This window comes from Streptomyces caelestis, from assembly GCF_014205255.1.
Lineage (GTDB): Bacteria > Actinomycetota > Actinomycetes > Streptomycetales > Streptomycetaceae > Streptomyces > Streptomyces caelestis.
Genome location: NZ_JACHNE010000001.1, coordinates 2,996,337 through 3,017,355 on the forward strand (window position 1 = coordinate 2,996,337; position 21,019 = coordinate 3,017,355).

Sequence of the window (21,019 nt, forward strand, 5' to 3'; positions counted from 1 at the left end):
CAGCCCCACCCCCGAAGCCGGCCGGAGGGGCAGGACGCAAACGCAGCATCACAGCCAGTGGCGCCCGTTGTGCAAGCCCGTCGTTTTAACGACGGGTAGTTGACTCCTTCTTCAGTACCAGCTCGGTGTTGCGGTCCTCCGGGTCGCCGCCGAGGGACGTGCTCGCGCCGGGGGCGTTGAGGGACAGCTCGCGGTAGAGGGCGGCGAGGCCGGTCTGGGAGAGGTCGGAGAAGTCCGTGCGGTGCGGGGCCGAGGACTCCACGAGCGTGGTGAACAGGGAGACCGTTCCGTCCTTGTTGTCGGTCAGCTCGATGATGCGGGCGAGCTGGGGATAGTCGACGTGGGAGGCCGTGGAGATCTCCCAGAAGGAGCCGCCGCCGGACATCGCGTGCGGGGTGATGACGTTCTTGTGGATGTGGCCGTTCACCCAGGCGAGCACGTTGCGGTGGCCGCCGAGGAGGGCGAGGAGCTCCTGGCCGTTGTGCCGGCGCTCGTGGGGGCGGGCGGGGTCGATGCGGGTGTTCGTCATCGTCTTGCTGGTGTGATGGCTGAAGATCACAGCGTAGGAGTCCTTGTTCTCCCGCAGGGTCCGGTCGAGCCACTTCAGCTGGCCCGTGCCGAGCGAGCCCTCGTAGTGGCCGCCGGCGTCGGTGGTGTCCAGGCTGATGCCGATGACGTCGTCGGAGATGCGGAAGGCGTAGTACTGGGTGCCCGTGTCGAGATTGGCCGAGGAGTAGCCGTGGCCGGCCGGGCCGACACCGCGGTAGGCCGGGTCCAGGTGCGCCTGGAGGTACTCGGTGGGGGTGAAGGGGGCACGGCTCTCGTCCGGGGTGACCGAGCGCGTGGCCCGGGCGTGGGTCTTGAGGAAGTCGTGGTAGCGGACGCCCTCGGGGTCCCGGGCCTTCTTGATGAGGGTCTGGAGCCGCTGCGCCTCGGCGGCGGACACGTTCATCAGCTTCTTGCCGCCGACGGCGAGTTCGGTGAGGTAGGAGTCGCCGTGCGAGGCGTAGCAGCCCATCGGCAGGGAGTCGTGGTTGCCGACCGTGGAGTACCAGGGCAGGTTGAGGCCGGGGCTGCGCACCTCGCGGATGGCGGCCTTGAGGAAGCCGTCGAGGTGCGGGAAGCCGGCCTGCTTGTCGGTGTCGCGGACTGCGGCGTCCGGCTGCCAGTACAGCTTGAGGCCGCTGTTCTGGACGCCCTCGTACCGGCGCGGGTCACCGGTGTTGGGCGTGATGCGCCCGCCGCTCATGATCTTCAGGAACCACTCCAGCTCGGACTTGGCGTTGTTGTCCGTGTTGTCGCCGGTGGTCATGGCGAAGTGCAGCGGGGTGCCGGTGACGGGGGCGCCGCGGAGCGCGTTGATCCGCTCCACCAGCGCGATCGCGCCCTGTACGGTCAGCGCCTCGTGGGGCCGCCAGGCGTGCACGTCGGCCGAGCGCAGGTACTCCAGGCGCAGCGGGTGCTGGGCGTCGATGATGTGCAGGTCGGTGAGCTGGACGAAGGCCGCGAGCGCGGTACGGCGCCCGGCGCGGCCGGACTTGGGCGCGGCCAGGTCGGAGCGCACGACCCGCTGCCAGCCGGGTCCGTCGCCCAGCCGCCGGTAGCCGGAGCCGCGCGGGGCGGCCACGGACGCCACGGTCGTGCCCTTGGTGTACGGGGCCAGGGGTGCGGCCGGTGCCCGGCGTGAGGAGGCGGCGACGGCCTCGGTGGTCTCCTTGGCGGTGGCGGCCTGGCTGTCGCTGGGCCGCAGGGCGTAGCCGACGCCCGCGGACAGGGCGACCGCTCCGGTGGCGGCGAGGACGGAACGACGGTGGATGCCCTGGCCGGAGCCGGCGACTGAGCGTGTGCGCGACATGCGCTTCTCTCCCCGAGTGCGAACGCGTCGGCAGTGGTCGCGGGATGTCCGGCACGCGAACATCCCGCTCGTACTGGATCGTTGGCACTGGGAATGACCTGCGCGTAAACGGGGTGGCAACGCGCAGCGCCGATCACCGTACGTGGATCTTGGACTACCCTGCGCGTCGTCGGTCGCTCCGGGAACGGCCGGGAGCCGGTCACGCGGTGTTCATCTTCCGGGGTACTGAACCTATTCGGCGTCCTCCAAGACGTCGCCGAGCCGTCCGGTGGCCGGCCGCTCCCGCCACAGCCGCAGGGCTATGTCGACCATCCCCACCCGGACCAGTCCGGGCACCGCGTCCAGGTCCTGCCAGGCGGCGAGGTCGGTGGAGCCGTTCACTTCGATGGGGGTACCTCCCTGCTCGAGCGAAGCCGAGAGCTTGGGGGAGCAGTTCGCCGCCGATGATCCGGCCCTCGTAGACGAAGCGGACGGCGTGATGGTCGACGGCCCGTCCGATGCCGTCGCGGAAGACGCGGCGGGAGGAGTCGACGCCGAGCAGGCCGGTGACCTCGATGTGGTACCCGGTCTCCTCCTCGACCTCCCGCCGCACGGTGTCGTAGGGGTCCTCGCCGTGTTCCATGCCGCCGCCCGGCATGACCCACTCGGGGGTGCCTCCCCCAAGCTCTCGGCTGCGCTCGAGCAGGGGGGACCCCCAGTCGGCCGGTGAGCGGGCGAGCAGGACCCGCCCGTCACGGACGCATACGGCGTAGGCCGCCACCCTCAACTTCTGTCGCACTCCGGGACGTTAACCGATTTCGCCGCCTTCAGGGCTCATGCCCGTAAAACGCATCGCGGGTTTTCCCCATACATCCATTTCGTTTCGGTCAACACTCCTCAAAGAACCTCCCCTTGCGTAAAGCTGTGCGATCGTCCGGGCCTGCGTTCCGGACGGTCGCGACCAGGACCGATCGGCCCCGGTCGCTCCCGCTCGTTCCTTTACCTACAAGGGATGCCGATGACCAACACCCCCCAGCGCGATCCGATATCGGCCCGCAGACGTGCGGCGCGCATCGCCGTGGCCGCCGGTCTCGTCGCCGCGCTCTCGGCCGCCGGGCCGGTCCCCCTGGCCTTCGCCGCCGACGAGCCGGGCGCCTCCGCCCCGGCCGACACCGACGTCAAGTCCGCGCACAAGAAGCTCGGTTCCGGCGACGCGGACCTGCTCGCCGAGGCCAAGGCCGACGGCGACAAGACCGTCACGATGATGATCGCCACCGCGCCCGGGCAGACCGAGCAGGTCGCCGGGCAGCTGGACGCGGTCAAGGGCGGCTCGGTGGGCCGGGCGGACGACAAGCTGGGCTACGTCCGCGCCACCGTCCCGACGTCCCGGGCGGACTCGGCCATCGCCGCCGCCGTCAAGCTCTCCTCCGTGCACGGCATCGACCTGCGTGAGGAGATCCCGCTGGACGACCCGACGCCGGCCGCGGACGCCGTCAAGGGCGCCAAGGCCGTCGCGGGGACGTACCCGGCGCCGGGGAAGAAGACCCCCGCGGAGAACCCGTACAACCCGTCCTTCGAGACGGGCGCGGTCGACTTCGTCGAGGACCACCCGAAGGCGGACGGCCGCGGCATCACCATCGGCATCCTGGACTCCGGCGTCGACCTGGGCCACCCGGCGCTGCAGAAGACCACGACCGGCGAGCGGAAGATCGTCGACTGGGTGACGGCGACGGACCCGGTCGTGGACAACGACAACACCTGGCGCCGGATGGACACCTCCGTCTCGGGCCCCACGTTCACGCACGACGGCAGGACATGGACGGCGCCCTCGGGCTCGTACCGGGTGAGCACCTTCAAGGAGTCGTACACCACCGGCGGTGACGCCGCGGGTGACGCCAACCGCGACGGCGACACCACGGACGCCTGGGGCGTGCTGTACGACCCGGCCGCGGGCACGGTCCGGGTCGACCTGAACAACAACTTCGACTTCGGTGACGACACCGCGATGAAGCCGTACAAGGACGGCTTCCAGATCGGGTACTTCGGCACCGACGACCCGAAGACCGACATCGCCGAGCGGCAGCCGTTCGTCGTCGAGATCCGCAAGGACGTCGTCTACAACGGCGCCGGCGCGAAGGCCGACTTCGTCAACATCGGCGTCATCGAGTCCGAGCACGGCACGCACGTCGCCGGCATCACCGCCGCGAACGGCCTGTTCGGCGGCAAGATGGACGGCGCGGCGCCGGGCGCCAAGCTCGTCTCCTCGCGCGCCTGCACCTGGTCCGGCGGCTGCACCAACGTCGCGCTCACCGAGGGCATGATCGACCTCGTCACCAAGCGCGGCGTCGACATCGTCAACATGTCGATCGGCGGCCTGCCGGCGCTGAACGACGGCAACAACGCGCGCGCCGAGCTGTACACGCGCCTCATCGACACCTACGGCGTCCAGCTGGTGATCTCCGCGGGCAACTCCGGCCCCGGCACCAACACCATCGGCGACCCGGCCCTGGCCGACAAGGTCATCTCGGTCGGCGCGTCCGTCTCCAAGGAGACCTGGGCCGCCAACTACGGCTCGGCCGTGGAGAAGAAGTACGCGCTGATGCCGTTCTCCTCGCGCGGCCCGCGTGAGGACGGCGGCTTCACCCCGACCCTGGTCGCCCCGGGTGCCGCGATCAACACCATCCAGACGTGGATGCCGGGCGCCCCGGTCGCCGAGGCGGGCTACTCGCTGCCGGCCGGCTACGGCATGCTCCAGGGCACCTCGATGGCCTCCCCGCAGGCCGCCGGCGCCGCCGCGCTGCTGCTGTCGGCCGCCGAGCAGAAGAAGATCGAGCTCACGCCGGCGACCCTGCGCACGGCCCTCACCTCGACCGCCGACCACATCAAGGGTGTGCAGGCGCACGAGGAGGGCGTGGGTCTCATGAACATCGAGGACGCCTGGGACTCGATCCGCGACGGCGCCACGTCCCACGCGTACACGGTCAAGGCACCGGTCGACACCGCGATGGACGACAAGCTCAAGACGCCCGGCTACGGCACGGGCCTGTACGACCGTGAGGGCGGCCTGAAGGCCGGCCAGAAGAAGACGTACGAGATCACCGTCACCCGTACGTCCGGCGCCGACAAGGCGATCCGGCACGAGCTGCACTTCGAGAACAACGCGGGCGGCACCTTCCGGATCGTCGGCTCCGACGAGGTGAAGCTGCCGCTGAACAAGCCGGTCACCGTCAAGGTCCAGGCCGCGCCGAAGTCCGCGGGCATCAAGAGCGCGATCCTGGAGGTCGACGACCCGAAGACCGAGGGCATCGACAAGCAGGTCCTGCACACGGTCGTGGTCTCGGCGCCGCTGAAGTCCACGTTCTCCGCGTCCGGTTCGGTGCAGCGCAACAGCTCGCAGCACTACTACGTCACCGTTCCCGAGGGCGCGAAGACGCTCGAGGTCGCGATGAGCGGGCTGAAGGACAAGAGCCAGACCCGGTTCATCGCCATCCACCCGTCCGGCGTCCCGTCCGACCCGACGTCGACGGTCAACTGCTACCCGAACTACTCGAACCCGGCCAACACCTGCCGCCCGGACCTGCGTTCCTACGCGAACCCGCAGCCCGGCGTGTGGGAGATCGAGGTCGAGTCGCGCCGTACGTCGCCGCTGCTCGACAACCCGTACAAGCTGGACGTCGCGGTGCTCGGCGCGGCCTTCGAGCCGGAGACCGTGACCGTGCCCGAGGCGAAGGTCGGCACCCCGGCCACCGCCTCCTGGAAGGTGACGAACGGCTTCGCCGCGATCGACGGCAAGCTGGTGGGCGGTTCGCTCGGCTCCTCCAAGACGACCCGGCCGTCGATCAAGCACGGCGAGACGCAGACCACCACGGTCGAGGTGCCCGCGGGCGCGAAGTCGCTGGACGTCGCCATCGGCCGCGTCTCGGACGCCGCCGCCGACCTGGACCTCGCGGTCTACGACGCCGCCGGCAAGCCGGTCGGCAGCTCCGCGGACGGTGACTCGGAAGAGTCGGTCTCCCTGCCCTCCCCGGCCGCCGGGAAGTACACCATCGAGGTCGTCGGCTACTCGGTGCCGGCCGGCACGACCGCGTACGACTACCGGGACGTGTTCTTCGCTCCCTCCCTCGGCAGCATCACCGTCGACGGGTCGGCGCCGGTGAAGCTCGGCACGGGCGACTCGGCGACGGTCTCGGGCAGCGTCACCGCCGCCGCGGCCGCGCCCGAGGGGCGTGTGTTCTTCGGCCAGGTCCAGCTCGTCAACGCGCGCGGGACGGCCGCGGGCATGGGCAGCGTGAAGATCGAGAAGGTCGTGCCGTAACGGTTCGACGGCATCAGGAGGGCGGGCGTCCGGACGGACGCCCGCCCTCGGTCGTTCATGCGCAGGGAAGGGTCCCCGACTCGGACAGGGCGGCGGTGATCCAGGCCCGTACGGTGGCGATCTCCTTCTCCCCGACGCTCCACAGGTCCGGCTGCGCCTGCCCGCGCGTGATCCCGACGAGGACGCGTTCACCCGGCCGCGGCTGGGGTGCGGCGTCCTCGTCCATGGGGAAAACGATCCGGTCCTGGCCCTTGGCGGGCTTGTAGGAGCGCTCCACGTCGAGGGTGACGCGGTCCTGACCGGTGCCGGGGACCGGTTCGACCTCGGCGACGGTGCCCTCGGCCACGATCCGGGCACAGGCGAGGTACCCGGCGTGACCGAGCTTGGCGCCCTCCTGGCCGTGCTGCGGCCCGGCCGCGGTATCGGCGGCCGAGCTCCCCGCCGAGTCCTCCCCCGCCCCGTGACCGCTCTGCACGACGAGCCAGCCCATCCCCACCACAACGGTGACGGCCACGGCCGCGGCGAGCCCCCGCAGGGCCACGACGAGGGGCCGCGGACGACTGCGCCGCCCAGCCGGCGAGACCGAGACCACGTCCGACCCGGAACGCCGGTCGCCACGGCCCGGGCGAGCGGGCGGCACCTGGCCAACCGCCCGGCCGGATTCGTGCCCCGCCTCCTCGTCGTCCAGCGGCACCTCCCCCTGGAACCTCACGGGCAGCGCCGTCACCGTCGGGTCGGGGGCCGCCCCCGACCCGACGGCATGGGCGGGCGACGAGCCGGCTGCCGCCCCGGCGGCGAGGTCCGGATCCCCGGCTTCCCCCCGGGCCCGCGCCCCAGCCACCCGCTCGGACGCCCCCACCCCCGAGCCGGCAGCCGCCCCCGACCCGCCGGCATGCTCGACCGCAGCACCATCCGCCGCCCCCGCGGCAGGGGCCCGCTCCGCCTGATCCCCGGCTTCCCCCGGGGCCCGCGCCCCAGCCACCCGCTCGGCGTCGGCTGCTCCGGCCTCCGCCCCGGCGGCGCGCGCCAGCGTGTCACCGATCAGGAGCAGTTGTCGTCGCAGCAGTGCCACGTCCGTGGCGGCCGCGTGGTGGGCCGCCGTGAAGTCGGGGTCCCGTCGGGCCCCCTCCGGCAGGGGTGCGCCGACGAGCGCTGCCATCAGCGCGTCCATGCCGTCGTAGTCGGCCCCCTCGTACTCGACCCCGTCGCCGTCGGCGGCGGGGTACGCGCCACGGCCGTACTCGTCACCGTCAGACCCGGCTTCGCGCCGGTCGTCGTTCCGGGCGGTCACGTCACACCACCTCGTCCTCGTGCAGGCGGGCGCGCAGAGCCCGTACCGCCGTGTGCAGCCTGCTCTTGACCGTGCCCTCCGGGACGCCGAGCTGCTCGGCGATGGACCGGACCGGCAGGTCGGCGTAGAAACGCAGCACGACGACCTGCCGCTGGGCGTCGGGCAGCTCGTCCAGGCCCTGGGCGACGGCGACGGACAGCACGCTGGTGTCCTCGCCGGAGGGGTGCTCCAGTTGCCGCAGGGCCGCCAGCCGCTCCCCGAGGCGCTCCTGCCGGCGCTTGGCCCGGTGCCAGTCCATGGCCAGGTTGGAGGCGACCACCGCCGCCCACGCCGAGACGTCCCGTGGCGCCTCCCGGCCGCTCGCGGCCCGCTCCAGCAGCCGCAGGCGGACCTGCTGTACCCCGTCCAGCAGGTCCGCCTGCGGCACCCCGCCCAGCGCGAGCACCGCCCGCACCCGGCGCTCCTGTGCCGCGTCCAGCGGATCGTCACCGGTCCCGGCGTGCGCCTCCCGGCCCCGCCGGGCCCTTCCGCGCAGCAGCACAAGCCACCCCCCTCGCCGTGTTTCTTCTACGACGCCGGCACCGCCCGGAACGTTCGGTCTTTTTTTCCGGCGGAGCCACAGAGGCGTACGTCACACTCCCGTGTGGCCGAGGGCAACAGGGGCAGGCGACCTTGCGGCGTATGCCCCCGGGTGAACGAATTTCTCCAGCTCAGCGGGGGTGGGCGCCGGATGTCCGCAACCATGGAACGGGACACGTCGTCCCACTCCTCGGGCAGACCGGGGAAAGAAGTGGACAGGCGGGCCTTGGTGGGCCGCATGATGGAAAGCCTCGGCCAAGCAACGAGCACGTGAAGAGACGCAGGAGAGGGAGTCACCGTGAGGGTCGGAATCGTCGGAGCCACCGGACAGGTGGGCACGGTCATGCGCAGAATCCTCACGGACCGGAACTTCCCGGTCACCGAACTGCGCCTGTTCGCCTCGGCCCGTTCGGCGGGCACGCAGCTGGACGGCGTGACGGTGGAGGACGCGGCGACCGCCGACTACACCGGCCTGGACATCGTGCTGTTCTCCGCGGGCGGTGCCACGTCCAAGGCGCTCGCCGAGAAGGTCGCCTCCCAGGGCGCCGTCGTGATCGACAACTCCTCCGCGTGGCGCAAGCACCCGGAGGTCCCGCTGGTCGTCTCCGAGGTGAACCCGCACGCGATCGCGAACCGCCCCAAGGGCATCATCGCCAACCCGAACTGCACGACGATGGCCGCGATGCCGGTGCTCCGTCCGCTGCACGCGGAGGCGGGCCTGGAAGCCCTGGTCGTCGCCACGTACCAGGCGGTCTCCGGCTCCGGCCTCGCGGGCGTCGCCGAGCTGCACGGCCAGACGCAGAAGGTCGTCGCCGAAGCGGACAAGCTCACGCACGACGGCGAGGCGGTCGACTTCCCCGAGCCGGGCGTCTACAAGCGGCCCATCGCCTTCAACGTGCTGCCCCTGGCCGGCAACCTCGTCGACGACGGTCTGAACGAGACCGACGAGGAGCAGAAGCTCCGCAACGAGTCCCGCAAGATCCTGGAGATCCCCGAGCTGAAGGTCTCCGGCACCTGCGTGCGCGTCCCGGTCTTCACCGGCCACTCCCTCCAGGTGCACGCCCGCTTCTCCCGCCCGATCAGCCCCGAGCGCGCGACGGAGCTGCTGTCCGAGGCCCCGGGCGTCGTCCTCACCGACATCCCGACCCCGCTCCAGGCCGCCGGCAAGGACCCGTCCTACGTCGGCCGCATCCGCCGCGACGAGACGGTGGACAACGGCCTGGCCCTGTTCGTCTCCAGCGACAACCTCCGCAAGGGCGCCGCGCTGAACGCGGTCCAGATCGCGGAACTGGTGGCGGCGGAGCTGAAGGGCTAGTCCCTGCCCACCTCCTACTGGTCCTTGCGCACCTCGTAGAGGAAACACCCGTACTCGACGGCCCGGACGTGGACGAGCACCACGGCCGGGTCGTCGAACGCTTCTGTGAGGGCCTCCTCGAAGGCATCCGGCTCCTCGACCAGCCGACCGCCCAGGATGTGACCCTCGGCGGAGTAGCGGCGGACCGCGCGGTGGGCGTTGGTGAAGGGGAGACCGGCATCGGCGTCCGGGCCCGCGCACTCCTCGGCGTGGATGAAGACCGGGCCCTGTTCGTCGTAGGCGCCGGGATCGACGTCCCTGCCGGCCGCCCAGCGGCGCAGTGGGGCGTAGGAGACCAGGGCGATGCGGTCACCCGGATCGCTGCGGCCCAGGCAGCAGCGGAGGGGCGCGCCGCCCTCGGTGTCGGTGAAGGGGGCCGGTGCGCGGCCCGCGTCGTCGGTCGTGCGCAGGTTCTTCAGGGTGTGCGGGTCGATGGGGCGCGCCGTGTACGTCGTCGTCATGGTCATCAGCGTTACTCGCCCGGGCCCTTTGGACCGGCGGGATCCGGACGTCGCGTTGCCCCTGCCCCGGGCCGCCGGCCCGTACGGCCGCCGCCAGGGCCGGAACGGCAGGGGAACGCCAGGCCGCCGCTCACGCGGAGCACCGCCGTCGGGCCGAGTACGTCGGCCGGCGCGACCCCCGGTGAACGCCCGGCGCGATCGGCTGACAGCCAGTTCCGCGCGGAGGCCGAGACACCCCGTAGCCGGCCGTGCCCAGCCCGGCCGCGACAGCCGGCAGAGTGCTGATCGTTCCGCGCCCAGGCACGGGAGTTCGCGCGGACCGTCGCCGGGCGGGCGGGGTCCCCCCGGGAACCCTCGAGTCGTCGCCTGATGCCAAGCTGCCGTGGAAAGATGGCGCAACCCACCCATACCGAGGAGATGACCGCGTGCCTGGCACAAACCTGACCCGCGAGGAGGCGCAGCAGCGGGCGAAGCTGCTCGCCGTTGACTCGTACGAGATCGAACTCGACCTCTCCGGCGCGCAGGAGGGCGGCACCTACCGGTCCGCGACCACGGTGCGCTTCGACGTCGCGGAGAACGGGGCGGAGTCGTTCGTCGACCTGGTGGCCCCGGCCGTGCACGAGGTGACCCTCAACGGGGACTCGCTCGACCCCGCCGAGGTCTTCGCGGACTCCCGGATCGCCCTGCGCGGCCTGCTGCAGGGCCGCAACATCCTCCGGGTGGTCGCCGACTGCGCGTACACCAACACCGGTGAGGGCCTGCACCGTTTCGTCGACCCGGTCGACGACCAGGCCTACCTTTACACCCAGTTCGAGGTGCCGGACGCCCGGCGGGTGTTCGCGAGCTTCGAGCAGCCGGACCTGAAGGCGACCTTCCAGTTCACCGTGAGGGCGCCGGAGGGCTGGACCGTCATCTCCAACTCGCCCACGCCCGAACCGCAGGACAGCGTCTGGGTCTTCGAGCCGACGCCGCGCATCTCGACGTACATCACGGCACTCATCGTCGGCCCGTACCACTCGGTGCACAGCGTCTACGAGAAGGACGGCCAGTCCGTCCCGCTCGGCATCTACTGCCGCCCCTCGCTCGCCGAGTACCTCGACTCGGACGCCATCTTCGAGGTGACCCGGCAGGGCTTCGAGTGGTTCCAGGAGAAGTTCGACTACACGTACCCGTTCAAGAAGTACGACCAGCTGTTCGTGCCGGAGTTCAACGCGGGCGCGATGGAGAACGCGGGCGCGGTGACCATCCGCGACCAGTACGTGTTCCGGTCGAAGGTGACGGACGCGGCGTACGAGGTACGCGCGGAGACCATCCTGCACGAGCTGGCCCACATGTGGTTCGGCGACCTGGTCACCATGGAGTGGTGGAACGACCTGTGGCTGAACGAGTCGTTCGCCACCTACACCTCCATCGCCTGCCAGGCGCACGCGCCCGGGAGCCGATGGCCGCACGCGTGGACCACCTTCGCCAACTCCATGAAGACGTGGGCGTACCGGCAGGACCAGCTGCCCTCCACGCACCCGATCATGGCCGAGATCCGGGACCTGGACGACGTCCTGGTCAACTTCGACGGCATCACGTACGCCAAGGGCGCCAGCGTCCTGAAGCAGCTCGTCGCCTACGTCGGCATGGACGAGTTCTTCCGGGGCGTGCAGGCCTACTTCAAGCGCCACGCCTACGGCAACACGCGCCTGTCCGACCTGCTGGGCGCCCTGGAGGAGACCTCCGGCCGCGATCTGAAGACGTGGTCGGAGAAGTGGCTCCAGGCGGCCGGCATCAACATCCTGCGCCCGGAGATCGAGACGGACGCGGACGGTGTCGTCACCTCCTTCGCCATCCGCCAGGAGGCCCCGGCCCTGCCCGTCGGCGCGAAGGGCCAGCCGACGCTGCGCCCGCACCGGATCGCCGTCGGCCTGTACGAACTGGACGGCGCCGGCGGCAAGTTGGTCCGGGACGAGCGGATCGAGCTGGACGTGGACGGCGAACTCACGCCCGTACCGCAGCTGGTGGGCAAGCGCCGCCCGGCCGTGGTCCTGCTCAACGACGACGACCTGTCCTACGCGAAGGTCCGCCTGGACGAGCAGTCCCTGGCCTTCGTGACGGAACACCTCGGTGACTTCGAGTCCTCCCTTCCCCGCGCCCTGTGCTGGGCGTCGGCCTGGGACATGACCCGCGACGCCGAGCTCGCGGCCCGCGACTACCTCTCGCTGGTGCTGTCCGGCATCGGCAAGGAGTCCGACATCGGCGTCGTGCAGTCGCTGCACCGCCAGGTGAAGCTGGCGGTCGACCTGTACGCCGACCCGGCCGCCCGCGAGGCGCTGCTGGCCCGCTGGACCGACGCGACGCTGGCCCATCTGCGGGGGGCGGCGCCGGGCAGCGACCACCAGCTGGCGTGGGCGCGCGCGTTCGCCGCGACGGCTCGCACGCCCGAGCAGCTGGACCTGCTGGACGCCCTGCTGGACGGCTCGAAGACCATCGAGGGCCTGGTCGTCGACACGGAGCTGCGCTGGGCGTTCGTGCAGCGGCTCGCGGCGGTGGGCCGGTTCGACGAGACGGAGATCGCGGGCGAGTACGACCGTGACCGTACGGCCGCCGGTGAGCGCCACGCCGCCACGGCGCGTGCGGCCCGCCCGACCCCGGAGGCCAAGGCGGAGGCGTGGGCGTCGGTCGTCGACTCCGACAAGCTGCCGAACGCCCTGCAGGAGGCGGTCATCGCCGGCTTCGTCCAGACCGACCAGCGCGAGCTGCTCGCCCCGTACGCGGACCACTACTTCGAGGTGGTCAAGGACATCTGGGAGTCCCGCTCCCACGAGATGGCCCAGCAGATCGCCGTCGGCCTCTACCCGACGGTCCAGGTCTCCCAGGAGACCCTGGACAAGACGGACGCCTGGCTGGCCTCGGCCGAGCCGAACGCGGCCCTGCGGCGGCTGGTGTCGGAGTCCCGCGCGGGCGTGGAGCGCGCGCTGAGGGCGCAGGCGGCGGACGCGGCGGCGCAGTAGCCGACCGTACGGCGATGAGGGGCGCCCGGCACTGTGCCGGGCGCCCCTCGTCCGTGCCGGGGGATTCCTCAGACAGCTCTAGCGGCGGGTGAGGCGGGTGAGGGTGACCCCGTTGGGGAAGGCGGTGCGTTCGGCGACGTCGAAGACCGTGGGGTCGAAGGCGCCGTCGAAGGCCGGGATGCCGGCGCCCGCGACCACCGGGTAGTTCTTGATCACGAGTTCGTCGATCTCGGGCAGTAAGGTGCCGGCGAGCTTGCCGCCGCCGCAGAGCCAGACGTCCAGGCCCGTCCCCTCCTCCCGCTTGAGTTCGCGGACGAGGGCCTGCGGATCCCCCGGTACGACGGTGACGGCCGGGTCGACGTCGGGCTTGAGCGTGCTGGAGACCACGTACTGGCGCAGATGCGCGTACGGGCTGGTGATCCCGTTGTCGAGGGCAGCACGGTAGGTGCCGAGGCCCATGACGACGGTGTCGAAGTGCCGGTTGGGTGCGTCGGCGAGGCCGACGGCGGCGCGGTAGGCGGTGGGGACGGTCTCGGGGTACAGGGTGTTGGTCCAGGCGCTGTAGGCGGCGGTCTGCCGCTCGTCGCCGACGGGGAAGAAGTCGTACTCACCGCCCGGCCCGGCGATGCGGCCGTCGAGCGTGACAGCGACGTAGTACACGAGCTTTCGCATATCAGGTAACTCCCGATGTAGTACTCTGCTTGAAGTGGTCTGAACGTAGTACTACGAATGGAGTGGTGTCAATGGTCAGGCGGAACGAACAGCGGCGTGCCGCCCTCGTCGACGCGGCGATCGAGGTGCTGGCCCGGGAAGGCGCACGGGGTCTGACGTTCCGGGCGGTGGACACCGAGGCCGCCGTGCCCGTCGGCACCGCGTCCAACTACTTCACCAACCGCGACGACCTGCTCACCCAGGCCGGCGCCCGTGTCTACGAGCGGCTCCAGCCCGACGAGGCCACCATCGCCCGCCAGCGTGCGGCCGGCCGCGACCGGGAGACCTACGTGGAGCTGATGCGCGAACTCGTCGGCCGCGTCGCCTCCTTCCGCACGGGCTACCTGGCGCTGCTCGAACTCCGCCTGGAGGCCACCCGCCGCCCCGAACTGCGCAAGGTCCTCACCGAGCGGGTCCGGGCCGACGTCGACGCCAACGTCGCCTACCACGAGGCCTCCGGCTTCCTCGGCGACGCCATGGCCGTCAAACTGCTCATCCTGACCCTGAACTGGCTGATCGTCGAGCAGCTCACCCTGCCGGACGTCTTCACGGAGGCCGAGCGCGAACAGCTGGTGACGGCCGCGGTGGAACGGATCGTGACGACGGAATGACCGGTGCGGCTCAGTGAGCGGGAGTGGGACCTACCGCCGCGGTGCCACGTCCATCGAATTCCTCGGAGCCTTCCTTTCAGACATACCGAGGACTCGCCCGCCAGAGGCCCCCCGGACCGCTTCCGAGCCCGACGGCTTCCGCCCCGGCCCGATCTGACCCGCCACCGTCGCCCCGAACGCCAGCGCCATGCCCGCCAGCTGCACCGGCGTCAGCGCCTGGCCGAGCGCCGCCCAGCCGACGACGGCCGCGGTCAGCGGGGAGAGCGGGCCGAGGAAGGTGACCTGGGTGGCGGTGAGGCGGCCGATGCCACGGAACCACAGCCAGTACGCGATCGCCGTGTTCGCGACGGCGAGGTAGAGGTAGCCGCCGAGCGCCCGGCCGTCCAGCGCCGGCGGCGCGCCCTCGACGAGGACGGCGAGGGGCGCGATGAGCAGGCCGCCCGCGGTCAGCTGCCAGCCGGTGAGGGCCAGCGGGCCGACGCCCTCGGGGCGCCCCCACCGCTTGGTGAGCACGGTGCCGGTGGACATGGACGCGGTGGAGGCGAGGGCCGCCAGCACGCCCAGCGCGTCCAGCGCCCCGGCCGCCTGGAGCACGACCAGGCTGACGCCGAACGCGGCCGCGATCCCGGTGAGCAGCGTGCGCGTCGACGGCCGCTGCCCCAGCAGCAGGGCCGAGAGGCCGACCACGAACAGCGGGCCGACCGAGCCGACGACCGCCGCCATGCCGCCGGGCAGCCGGTACGCGGAGAGGAACAGCAGCGGGAAGAAGGCGCCGATGTTCAGCGCGCCGAGCACCACCGACTTCCACCACCAGGCGCCGCGCGGCAGCACCCGGGCGAGGGCGAGCAGCAGCAGACCGGCCGGCAGGGCGCGCATGAGGCCGGTGAACAGGGGGCGGTCGGCCGGGAGGAACTCGGTGGTGACGGCGTAGGTCGTACCCCAGGAGACGGGGGCGAGGGCGGTGAGAGTGATGAGAGCCGGGCGGGAGGTGGCCATGGGAGGCACCCTTCAAAGTAGGTCGATGGAAAGTAGCTTAGCCCTAAGCAACTTTCCGTCAAGCTACTTTCTTGCCGACGACCCACAGCCGTCGGATACTCGTGCCATGAGCGAACGCCCCGAGCAGCGCAAGGACCCCGTCGACGCGATCATCGACCAGTGGGCGACGGTGCGGCCCGACCTCGACACCGCCGCCATGGAGGTCTTCGGCCGCGTCTACCGGCTCTCACGCGCGATGGGCGAGCGGACGGAGAAGGCGTACGCGCGGTTCGGGATCGGCCGAGGGGAGTTCGACGTCCTGGCGACCCTGCGCCGCGCCGGCGAGCCCTACACGCTCTCGCCCCGGCAGCTCTCGGCCACGCTGATGCTCACGACGGGCGGCATGACGGGCCGTCTCGACAAGCTGGAGCGCGCCGGCCTGCTGCGCCGCTCCCCCGACCCGCACGACCGCCGGGGCCTGAAGGTCACCCTCACCGACAAGGGCCTGGAGCTGATCGACGAGGCGGTCGGCGCCGGACTCGCCGTCCAGACGGAGGCACTGTCCGGCCTCGGCGCCGAGCAGGCCCGACAGCTGGCGCAGCTGCTCAGGGAGTTGCTCCGGACGACGGAGGGCCCGCAGGACTAGCGGGCTCCTGAGGGAGCTTCGCGGAAGAAGGACCGGCGTCCGGTGCGTGCTCTCGGCGTGCCGGGCGTCGCGACGCCGCGGAGATCCTTCGGAAGCCCCCTGAGGGCCGGTGCCGGCACCGCGCGGGCCCGCCGAGGTGCTACCCCACGTGGGCGGCGACGGCCGCCTCGATCGTCCGGGCGTCCGCCGCGTCGGCCGCCCACGCCGCGTACCCGTCGGGCCGCACCAGCACGGTCGTACGGCGCTCGCTCGCCCAGCGCTCCACGGCCATCCGGTCCTCACGCTCGGCCCCGGCCTTGTAGGGCTCCGGAGTGATCAGCACGAACCGGCCGCCCCACATCGCCTCGTGGAGGCGACCGCCCCCGGCCAGGGCGACGTCCGGGACGCGGAGGCCGGTGAAGCGGTGGGAGCCGCGGGGGGCGGGGTAGCGGTAGCCGATGCCGGTGACCTGGCCGAGCGCCTTGCGGCGGGCCGGGCCGACGGTGTCGAGGAAGACCGCGAAGGCGGTGCGCAGGGCGACCGTCCAGGGCCGCCGGGCCATGGCGGCCCGCACGATGCCGCCGCTGCTGCGCAGCACCGTCCTGCCGATGGGGTGGCGTTCGGCCTCGTAGGTGTCGAGGAGCGGGTCGGCCGCGTGGCCCTTGAGGACGGCGGCCAGCTTCCAGCTCAGGTTGGCCGCGTCCTGGAGACCGGTGTTCAGGCCCTGGGCGCCGGCCGGGGTGTGGACGTGCGCGGCGTCACCGGCGAGGAAGACGCGGCCGGCCCGGTAGGCGGGCGCCTGCCGCTCGTCGCTGTGGAAGCGGGACATCCAGCGGGGGTCGTGCATGCCGAAGTCACGGCCGAGGGCGCGCCGGGTGGTCTCCCTGATCTCGTCGAGTCCGACCGGCGCGTCGTCGGGGAGCTCGCGGCCGCGGTCCCAGCAGACGACGCGGTGGTAGCCGTCGCCGAAGGGGACGAGGAAGGCGAAGGCGTCACCGACGGCGTCGAAGGTGAGCAGCTCTCCGGGTTCCTCGGTCACCCGTACGTCCGCGAGCATGACGGAGCGGATCACCGAACGGCCGGGGAAGGGCAGCCCGATCGCGTTACGCACCGTGCTGCGCATCCCGTCGGCGCCGACGACGTACGCCGCGCGCAGCGCCTCCGCGCCGCCGCCGGGTCCGCGGACCTCGACCGTCACGCCCTGCGCGTCCTGCGTCAGCCCGGTCACCTCGGTCTCGTGCCGGAACTCCGCGCCGGCCTCCAGCGCCCGCCGCTGCAGGACCTTCTCCACCTCGTACTGCGGAAGGACGAGGAGGTGGTCGAAGCGGGACGCAAGCGTGGAGAGGTCGAGGCTGAGGCGGCCGTAGAGGCGGAACCGGCTGAGCCGCCGGCCCACGGCGTCCAGCTCGCCGGCCAGCCCTCGGGCGTCGAACTGCTCCAGCGTGCGGGCGTGCAGGACGAACGCGCGGGACAGGTTGCTGATCCCGCGCGGGCGCTTCTCGACGACGGTGACGGGGACGCCGGCGGTGGCCAGATCCCCGGCCAGGAGAAGGCCGGTGGGGCCGGAGCCGACGATGATCACGGTGCGGGCGGTGTCGCTCATCAGAGCCTCCCTGTAGCCAACGTGTGTTGGTCGACGACCGTTGGTCAACGCACGTTTGCCAACGATGGTTTGCCAACGGTCGTTGACCAACGTAGAACCCCACCCCTACGCCGTCAACACTTGTTGGCCTACGCTCGTTGGCATGCCCGACAACAAGCCCACCGCCCCCTCCAGGCGCTCCGACGCCACCCGTGCCGCCATCCTCGACGCCGCCCGCGAGCGGTTCGCCGCCGACGGCTACGAGCGCGCCACCATCCGCACCATCGCGCGGGACGCGGGCATCGACCCGTCCATGGTGATGCGGTATTACGGCAGCAAGGAGGGCCTGTTCGCGGCCGCCGTCGCCGTCGACCTGAAGCTGCCCGACCTGGGCCCGCTGCCCCGGGAGGAGGTCGGGTCCGCCCTCGTGACCCACTTCCTCGCCATGTGGGAGGAGAACGAGGTGCTCACGGCCCTGCTCCGGGTCGGTGCCACCAACCAGGCCGGGGCGGAGCGGATGCAGGGCATCTTCCAGGAGCAGCTGCTTCCGGTCGCCCGCCAGGTGTGCCCCGACCCCGAGCAGGTCCCGGTGCGGGCGGCGCTCACCGCCACGCAGCTGCTCGGTATGGCGCTCACCCGGTACGTCCTGCGCCTCCCGCCGGCCGTGGCGCTCAGCCGCCAGGAGATCGTGGCGTGGCTGGCGCCGACGGTGCAGCGCTACCTGACGGCACCGAATCCCTGACTCCCGGCCGACTCCCCGCCGACTCCCGGCCGACTCCCGGCCGACTCTCCGCCGATTCCCCGCCGACTCCCGGCCACCGGGAAAACCGAGGGCGCCGCCCCGGTCGCCGTACGACGGCATGCGCGTACGTACGGCGGGGGACGGCGCCCTCGGAAAAGGTGCGTGACGGACGCGAAGGGAGCCCTGGTCAGGCCTTGGCGTCGGCCTTCGCGTCGGCCTTGGTCCTGATGTTGGAGCTGGTCGGGTCCTTCTGCTTGTGCGACTTGTCGCCGATCATCACCAGACCGGCGATGACCAGGTACAGCACGATCGGGGCCACGACGAAGAGGCCCAGCGTCTCGATGACGCTCAGGCCCGGACCGGGGTCGTCACCGTCGTCGCGCGTGAGCGCGGAGGCGGGCGACGACATGAGCAGCATCATCAGCGTCGTACCGGCGGCCAGGGCGCCGGCGCGCAGGGCGTTCTTCTTGTCCACGGTGCCAAAAGTATCCAACGCCGGTCGGGGCCGCGCGCCCGGGGTGCCGTAAGAGCCGTCCTCATCCCCCCGACGCGCCGGCCGGCTGTCTCAGCACCTCGATCAGCGCGTGCAGCCGCGGCGAGGCCGCCAGGTCCTCCAGGGTCACGGGACGGCCCTGAGCGTCCGCGATCGGCAGCCGCCAGTTCGGGTACTGGTCCCACGTGCCCGGGAGGTTCTGCGGGCGGCGGTCACCCACCCCGTCCGGGAGCCAGACGCCGACCATGCGGGCCGGGGTGCGCAGCAGGAAGCGGTGGACGGCCTGGATCTCGGCCTCCTCCGAGGAGGTGTCGGTGCCGCCGGTGCCGTGCAGCAGGTTGAGCTCGGTGAGCAGGGCCAGCCACTCGGCGGTGTCGGCGGCGGCCTCGGCACGCTCCTGCTGGAGCGGGCGGGTCAGCAGGCCCAGGCTGTCGCGGAGTTCGACGTGCTCGCCGGTGAGGCGGGCGGCCGTGGAGGGCAGGTCGTGGGTGGTGGCGGTGGCCAGGCAGTCGGCGCGCCAGCGGTCGGGAGGCAGCGGGCGGCCGTCGCCCTCCCAGTCGCGCTCGAACCACAGCACGGATGTGCCGAGCACCCCGCGCTCGCGCAGCGCCTCGCGCACACCCGGTTCGACGGTGCCCAGATCCTCGCCGATGACCAGCGCCCCGGCCCGGGAGGCCTCCAGGACCAGGACGGCGAGCATGGCCTCGGCGTCGTAGCGAACGTATGTGCCCTCCGTGGGCGGGTGGCCCAGCGGTACCCACCACAGGCGGAACAGGCCCATGACGTGGTCGATGCGCAGGGCTCCGGCGTAGCGGAACAGGGCGCGCAGCAGCTCGCGGAACGGGGCGTAGCCCGACTCGGCCAGGCGGTCGGGGCGCCAGGGCGGCAGGCCCCAGTCCTGGCCGCGGGCGTTGAAGGCGTCCGGCGGGGCGCCCACCGACATGCCGGCGGCGAAGTACTCCTGCTGGGCCCAGGCGTCGGCGCCGCCGGGGTGGACGCCGACCGCGAGGTCGTGCACGATCCCGACCGGCATCCCGGCCTCGCGCCCGGCCCGCTGCGCGGCGGTCAGCTGACTGTCGGTGAGCCAGGCGAGCCGGGACCAGAAGTCCACCCGGTCCATCAGTCCGTTGCGGGCGCGGGCGGTCTCGGCCGAGCGCGGATCGCGCAGACCGGTCGGCCAGCGGTGCCAGTCCGAGCCGTGCACCTCGGCGAGCGCGCACCAGGTGGCGTGGTCCTCCAGGGCCTGGCCCTGCTCGGCGAGGAAGTCGCAGTAGGCGGCACGTCTGCCGGGACCGAGCGGCACCTCGCACAGCAGCTCAAGCGCCTCCCGCTTGAGCTCCCACACGGCGTCCCGGTCGATCAGCGCGCCCTTGTCCAGCACCGCTTCGCGCAGCCGGCCGGACCTCTCCAGCAGCGCGCGCAGCCGTTCGCGGTCCCCGACGTACGCGCACTCGGGGACGTCCTCGATGCGCAGGTGCACCGGGTCGGGGAAGCGGCGGGAGGAGGGGCGGTACGGGGAGGGGTCGGTGGGGGCGCCGGGCACGGCCGCGTGCAGCGGGTTGACCTGGACGAATCCGGCGCCGAGCGACCGCCCGGCCCAGCCGGCCAGCTCGGCGAGGTCGCCCAGGTCGCCCATGCCCCAGGAACGGCGGGACAGGAGGGAGTAGAGCTGGACGAGGAGTCCGTAGGAGCGTCCGGTGGGGCTGGGCAGGCGGGCCGGGGCGATGACGAGATGGGCGGTGGCCGTGCGACCGTCGGGGACGGTGGCGGTCAGCCGGTGGACGCCCGGTGGAAGCTGCTCGGCCGAGGCGCGCGTCTCGCCCTGCTCGGTCTCGATGCGCAGCCGGCTTCCCTCGGGGAGCGCGGCCAGGGCGGCCGGGGGGCTGGTGCCCCAGCCGACCACCGTGGGCGGCAGCAGCCTGGCGCCCAGTTCCCGCTCCCGGGCGGCGAGCGCGGCGCGGACGGCGCCGGGCGTGCTCGCGTCCACACCGAGAGCGGCCAGGGTGAGGGTGAGCGCGGCGGCCGAGGCCGCCACCGTGCGGTCCGGGGACGGGCTGTACGAGATGGCGACGCCGTGCAGTTCGGCGAGGCGGGACAGGTCCTCGGAAGGCGGTTCGGCCGGCCGGGGTGCGGTCATCTAGGACCTCGTGAAGTCCGGGACGAAGGCGGAGGGTTCGCTGGTCAGGGGGGCGGATTCGGCGAGCGGGGGCTCGCTGGTGAGGGGAGCGGCGTCGGGCAGCGGCGTCTCGCTGGTCAGCGGGGGCTCGGCGCAGGTGCTCTCGGAGCTGAAGACGCAGTAGTGAGGGTCTTCGTAGCGGGGATCGTCATAGTGGGGGTCGAGTTCGGCGGACGTGTCCGCCACGGGTTTGGACGGGGCCGGGAGCGGAAGGAAAGTCATCGCAGCCACGGGGGCCTCCTTGTCAGGCACGGTGTTGAACGGGTTATCG

The 21,019-nt window shown here is 72.1% G+C and carries 16 protein-coding genes and 1 pseudogene; 6 read left to right on the forward strand and 11 right to left on the reverse strand.

From position 1 onward, the window contains the following. Nucleotides 1-85 precede the first annotated feature (85 nt). Both HDA41_RS13500 and HDA41_RS13505 read right to left on the reverse strand, forming a co-directional pair. Complete coding sequence (locus HDA41_RS13500; protein WP_184983770.1) at nucleotides 86-1,855, reverse strand: TIGR03767 family metallophosphoesterase; 1,770 nt, start codon at nucleotides 1,853-1,855, stop codon at nucleotides 86-88. A 231-nt stretch (nucleotides 1,856-2,086) separates the two neighbouring features. Beyond that, nucleotides 2,087-2,633: pseudogene (locus HDA41_RS13505) on the reverse strand (NUDIX domain-containing protein). A 219-nt stretch (nucleotides 2,634-2,852) separates the two neighbouring features. Here HDA41_RS13505 and HDA41_RS13510 point away from each other — a divergent pair. Beyond that, a complete protein-coding gene (locus tag HDA41_RS13510; protein ID WP_184983773.1) occupies nucleotides 2,853-6,149 on the forward strand; it encodes a S8 family serine peptidase in 3,297 nt (1,098 codons plus the stop codon). 55 nt (nucleotides 6,150-6,204) lie between these two features. Here the strand turns inward: HDA41_RS13510 and HDA41_RS13515 are convergent, their stop codons facing one another. Together HDA41_RS13515 and HDA41_RS13520 are read right to left on the reverse strand one after the other, a co-directional pair. Continuing rightward, nucleotides 6,205-7,440, reverse strand: coding sequence for a hypothetical protein (locus HDA41_RS13515; protein ID WP_184983775.1), 1,236 nt, complete (start codon nucleotides 7,438-7,440; stop codon nucleotides 6,205-6,207). A 1-nt stretch (nucleotide 7,441) separates the two neighbouring features. Next, nucleotides 7,442-7,978: an RNA polymerase sigma factor gene (locus tag HDA41_RS13520; protein ID WP_184993374.1), complete on the reverse strand. Its 537-nt coding sequence runs from the start codon at nucleotides 7,976-7,978 to the stop codon at nucleotides 7,442-7,444. 339 nt (nucleotides 7,979-8,317) lie between these two features. Here HDA41_RS13520 and HDA41_RS13525 point away from each other — a divergent pair, with 339 nt between their 5' ends. Further along, nucleotides 8,318-9,334, forward strand: a complete 1,017-nt coding sequence (locus tag HDA41_RS13525; RefSeq protein WP_184983778.1) for an aspartate-semialdehyde dehydrogenase — start codon at nucleotides 8,318-8,320, stop codon at nucleotides 9,332-9,334. 14 nt (nucleotides 9,335-9,348) lie between these two features. On the opposite strand, the gene HDA41_RS13530 is transcribed toward HDA41_RS13525, so the two are convergent. Then, nucleotides 9,349-9,834: a DUF1203 domain-containing protein gene (locus HDA41_RS13530; RefSeq protein ID WP_184983780.1), complete on the reverse strand. Its 486-nt coding sequence runs from the start codon at nucleotides 9,832-9,834 to the stop codon at nucleotides 9,349-9,351. A gap of 425 nt (nucleotides 9,835-10,259) precedes the next feature. Here HDA41_RS13530 and pepN point away from each other — a divergent pair, with 425 nt between their 5' ends. After that, nucleotides 10,260-12,833, forward strand: coding sequence for an aminopeptidase N (gene pepN, locus HDA41_RS13535; RefSeq protein ID WP_184983782.1), 2,574 nt, complete (start codon nucleotides 10,260-10,262; stop codon nucleotides 12,831-12,833). A gap of 78 nt (nucleotides 12,834-12,911) precedes the next feature. On the opposite strand, the gene HDA41_RS13540 is transcribed toward pepN, so the two are convergent. After that, entirely contained in the window at nucleotides 12,912-13,505 is a 594-nt protein-coding gene (locus tag HDA41_RS13540) for a dihydrofolate reductase family protein (protein ID WP_184983784.1), read from the reverse strand. Nucleotides 13,506-13,576: 71 nt separating this feature from the next. Here HDA41_RS13540 and HDA41_RS13545 point away from each other — a divergent pair, with 71 nt between their 5' ends. Continuing rightward, on the forward strand, nucleotides 13,577-14,155 hold the full coding sequence (locus HDA41_RS13545) for a TetR/AcrR family transcriptional regulator (protein ID WP_184983786.1): 579 nt from the start codon (nucleotides 13,577-13,579) through the stop codon (nucleotides 14,153-14,155). A gap of 30 nt (nucleotides 14,156-14,185) precedes the next feature. Here HDA41_RS13545 and HDA41_RS13550 read toward each other — a convergent pair whose 3' ends face one another. After that, nucleotides 14,186-15,151 carry an EamA family transporter gene (locus tag HDA41_RS13550; RefSeq protein ID WP_184983788.1) on the reverse strand — a complete coding sequence of 322 codons (966 nt, stop codon included), beginning with the start codon at nucleotides 15,149-15,151 and terminating at the stop codon, nucleotides 14,186-14,188. Between the two features lie 106 nt (nucleotides 15,152-15,257). On the opposite strand from HDA41_RS13550, the gene HDA41_RS13555 reads away from it, so the two are divergent. Then, nucleotides 15,258-15,776: a MarR family winged helix-turn-helix transcriptional regulator gene (locus tag HDA41_RS13555; protein ID WP_184983790.1), complete on the forward strand. Its 519-nt coding sequence runs from the start codon at nucleotides 15,258-15,260 to the stop codon at nucleotides 15,774-15,776. Nucleotides 15,777-15,915: 139 nt separating this feature from the next. Here the strand turns inward: HDA41_RS13555 and HDA41_RS13560 are convergent, their stop codons facing one another. Beyond that, nucleotides 15,916-17,358 (reverse strand): FAD-dependent monooxygenase, encoded by a 1,443-nt coding sequence (locus tag HDA41_RS13560; protein WP_184983792.1) that lies wholly within the window; start codon nucleotides 17,356-17,358, stop codon nucleotides 15,916-15,918. A 142-nt stretch (nucleotides 17,359-17,500) separates the two neighbouring features. Here HDA41_RS13560 and HDA41_RS13565 point away from each other — a divergent pair, with 142 nt between their 5' ends. Beyond that, the gene (locus HDA41_RS13565) at nucleotides 17,501-18,079 is read left to right on the forward strand and encodes a TetR/AcrR family transcriptional regulator (protein WP_184983795.1); all 579 of its coding nucleotides are present in this window, start codon (nucleotides 17,501-17,503) and stop codon (nucleotides 18,077-18,079) included. Nucleotides 18,080-18,266: 187 nt separating this feature from the next. Here HDA41_RS13565 and HDA41_RS13570 read toward each other — a convergent pair whose 3' ends face one another. From HDA41_RS13570 to HDA41_RS13580, 3 genes are all read right to left on the reverse strand, one after another. Continuing rightward, the gene (locus tag HDA41_RS13570) at nucleotides 18,267-18,554 is read right to left on the reverse strand and encodes a hypothetical protein (RefSeq protein WP_184983797.1); all 288 of its coding nucleotides are present in this window, start codon (nucleotides 18,552-18,554) and stop codon (nucleotides 18,267-18,269) included. Between the two features lie 61 nt (nucleotides 18,555-18,615). Then, entirely contained in the window at nucleotides 18,616-20,709 is a 2,094-nt protein-coding gene (malQ, locus tag HDA41_RS13575) for a 4-alpha-glucanotransferase (RefSeq protein ID WP_184983799.1), read from the reverse strand. Next, a complete protein-coding gene (locus HDA41_RS13580; RefSeq protein ID WP_184983801.1) occupies nucleotides 20,710-20,979 on the reverse strand; it encodes a hypothetical protein in 270 nt (89 codons plus the stop codon). Between the last annotated feature and the right edge of the window lie 40 nt (nucleotides 20,980-21,019).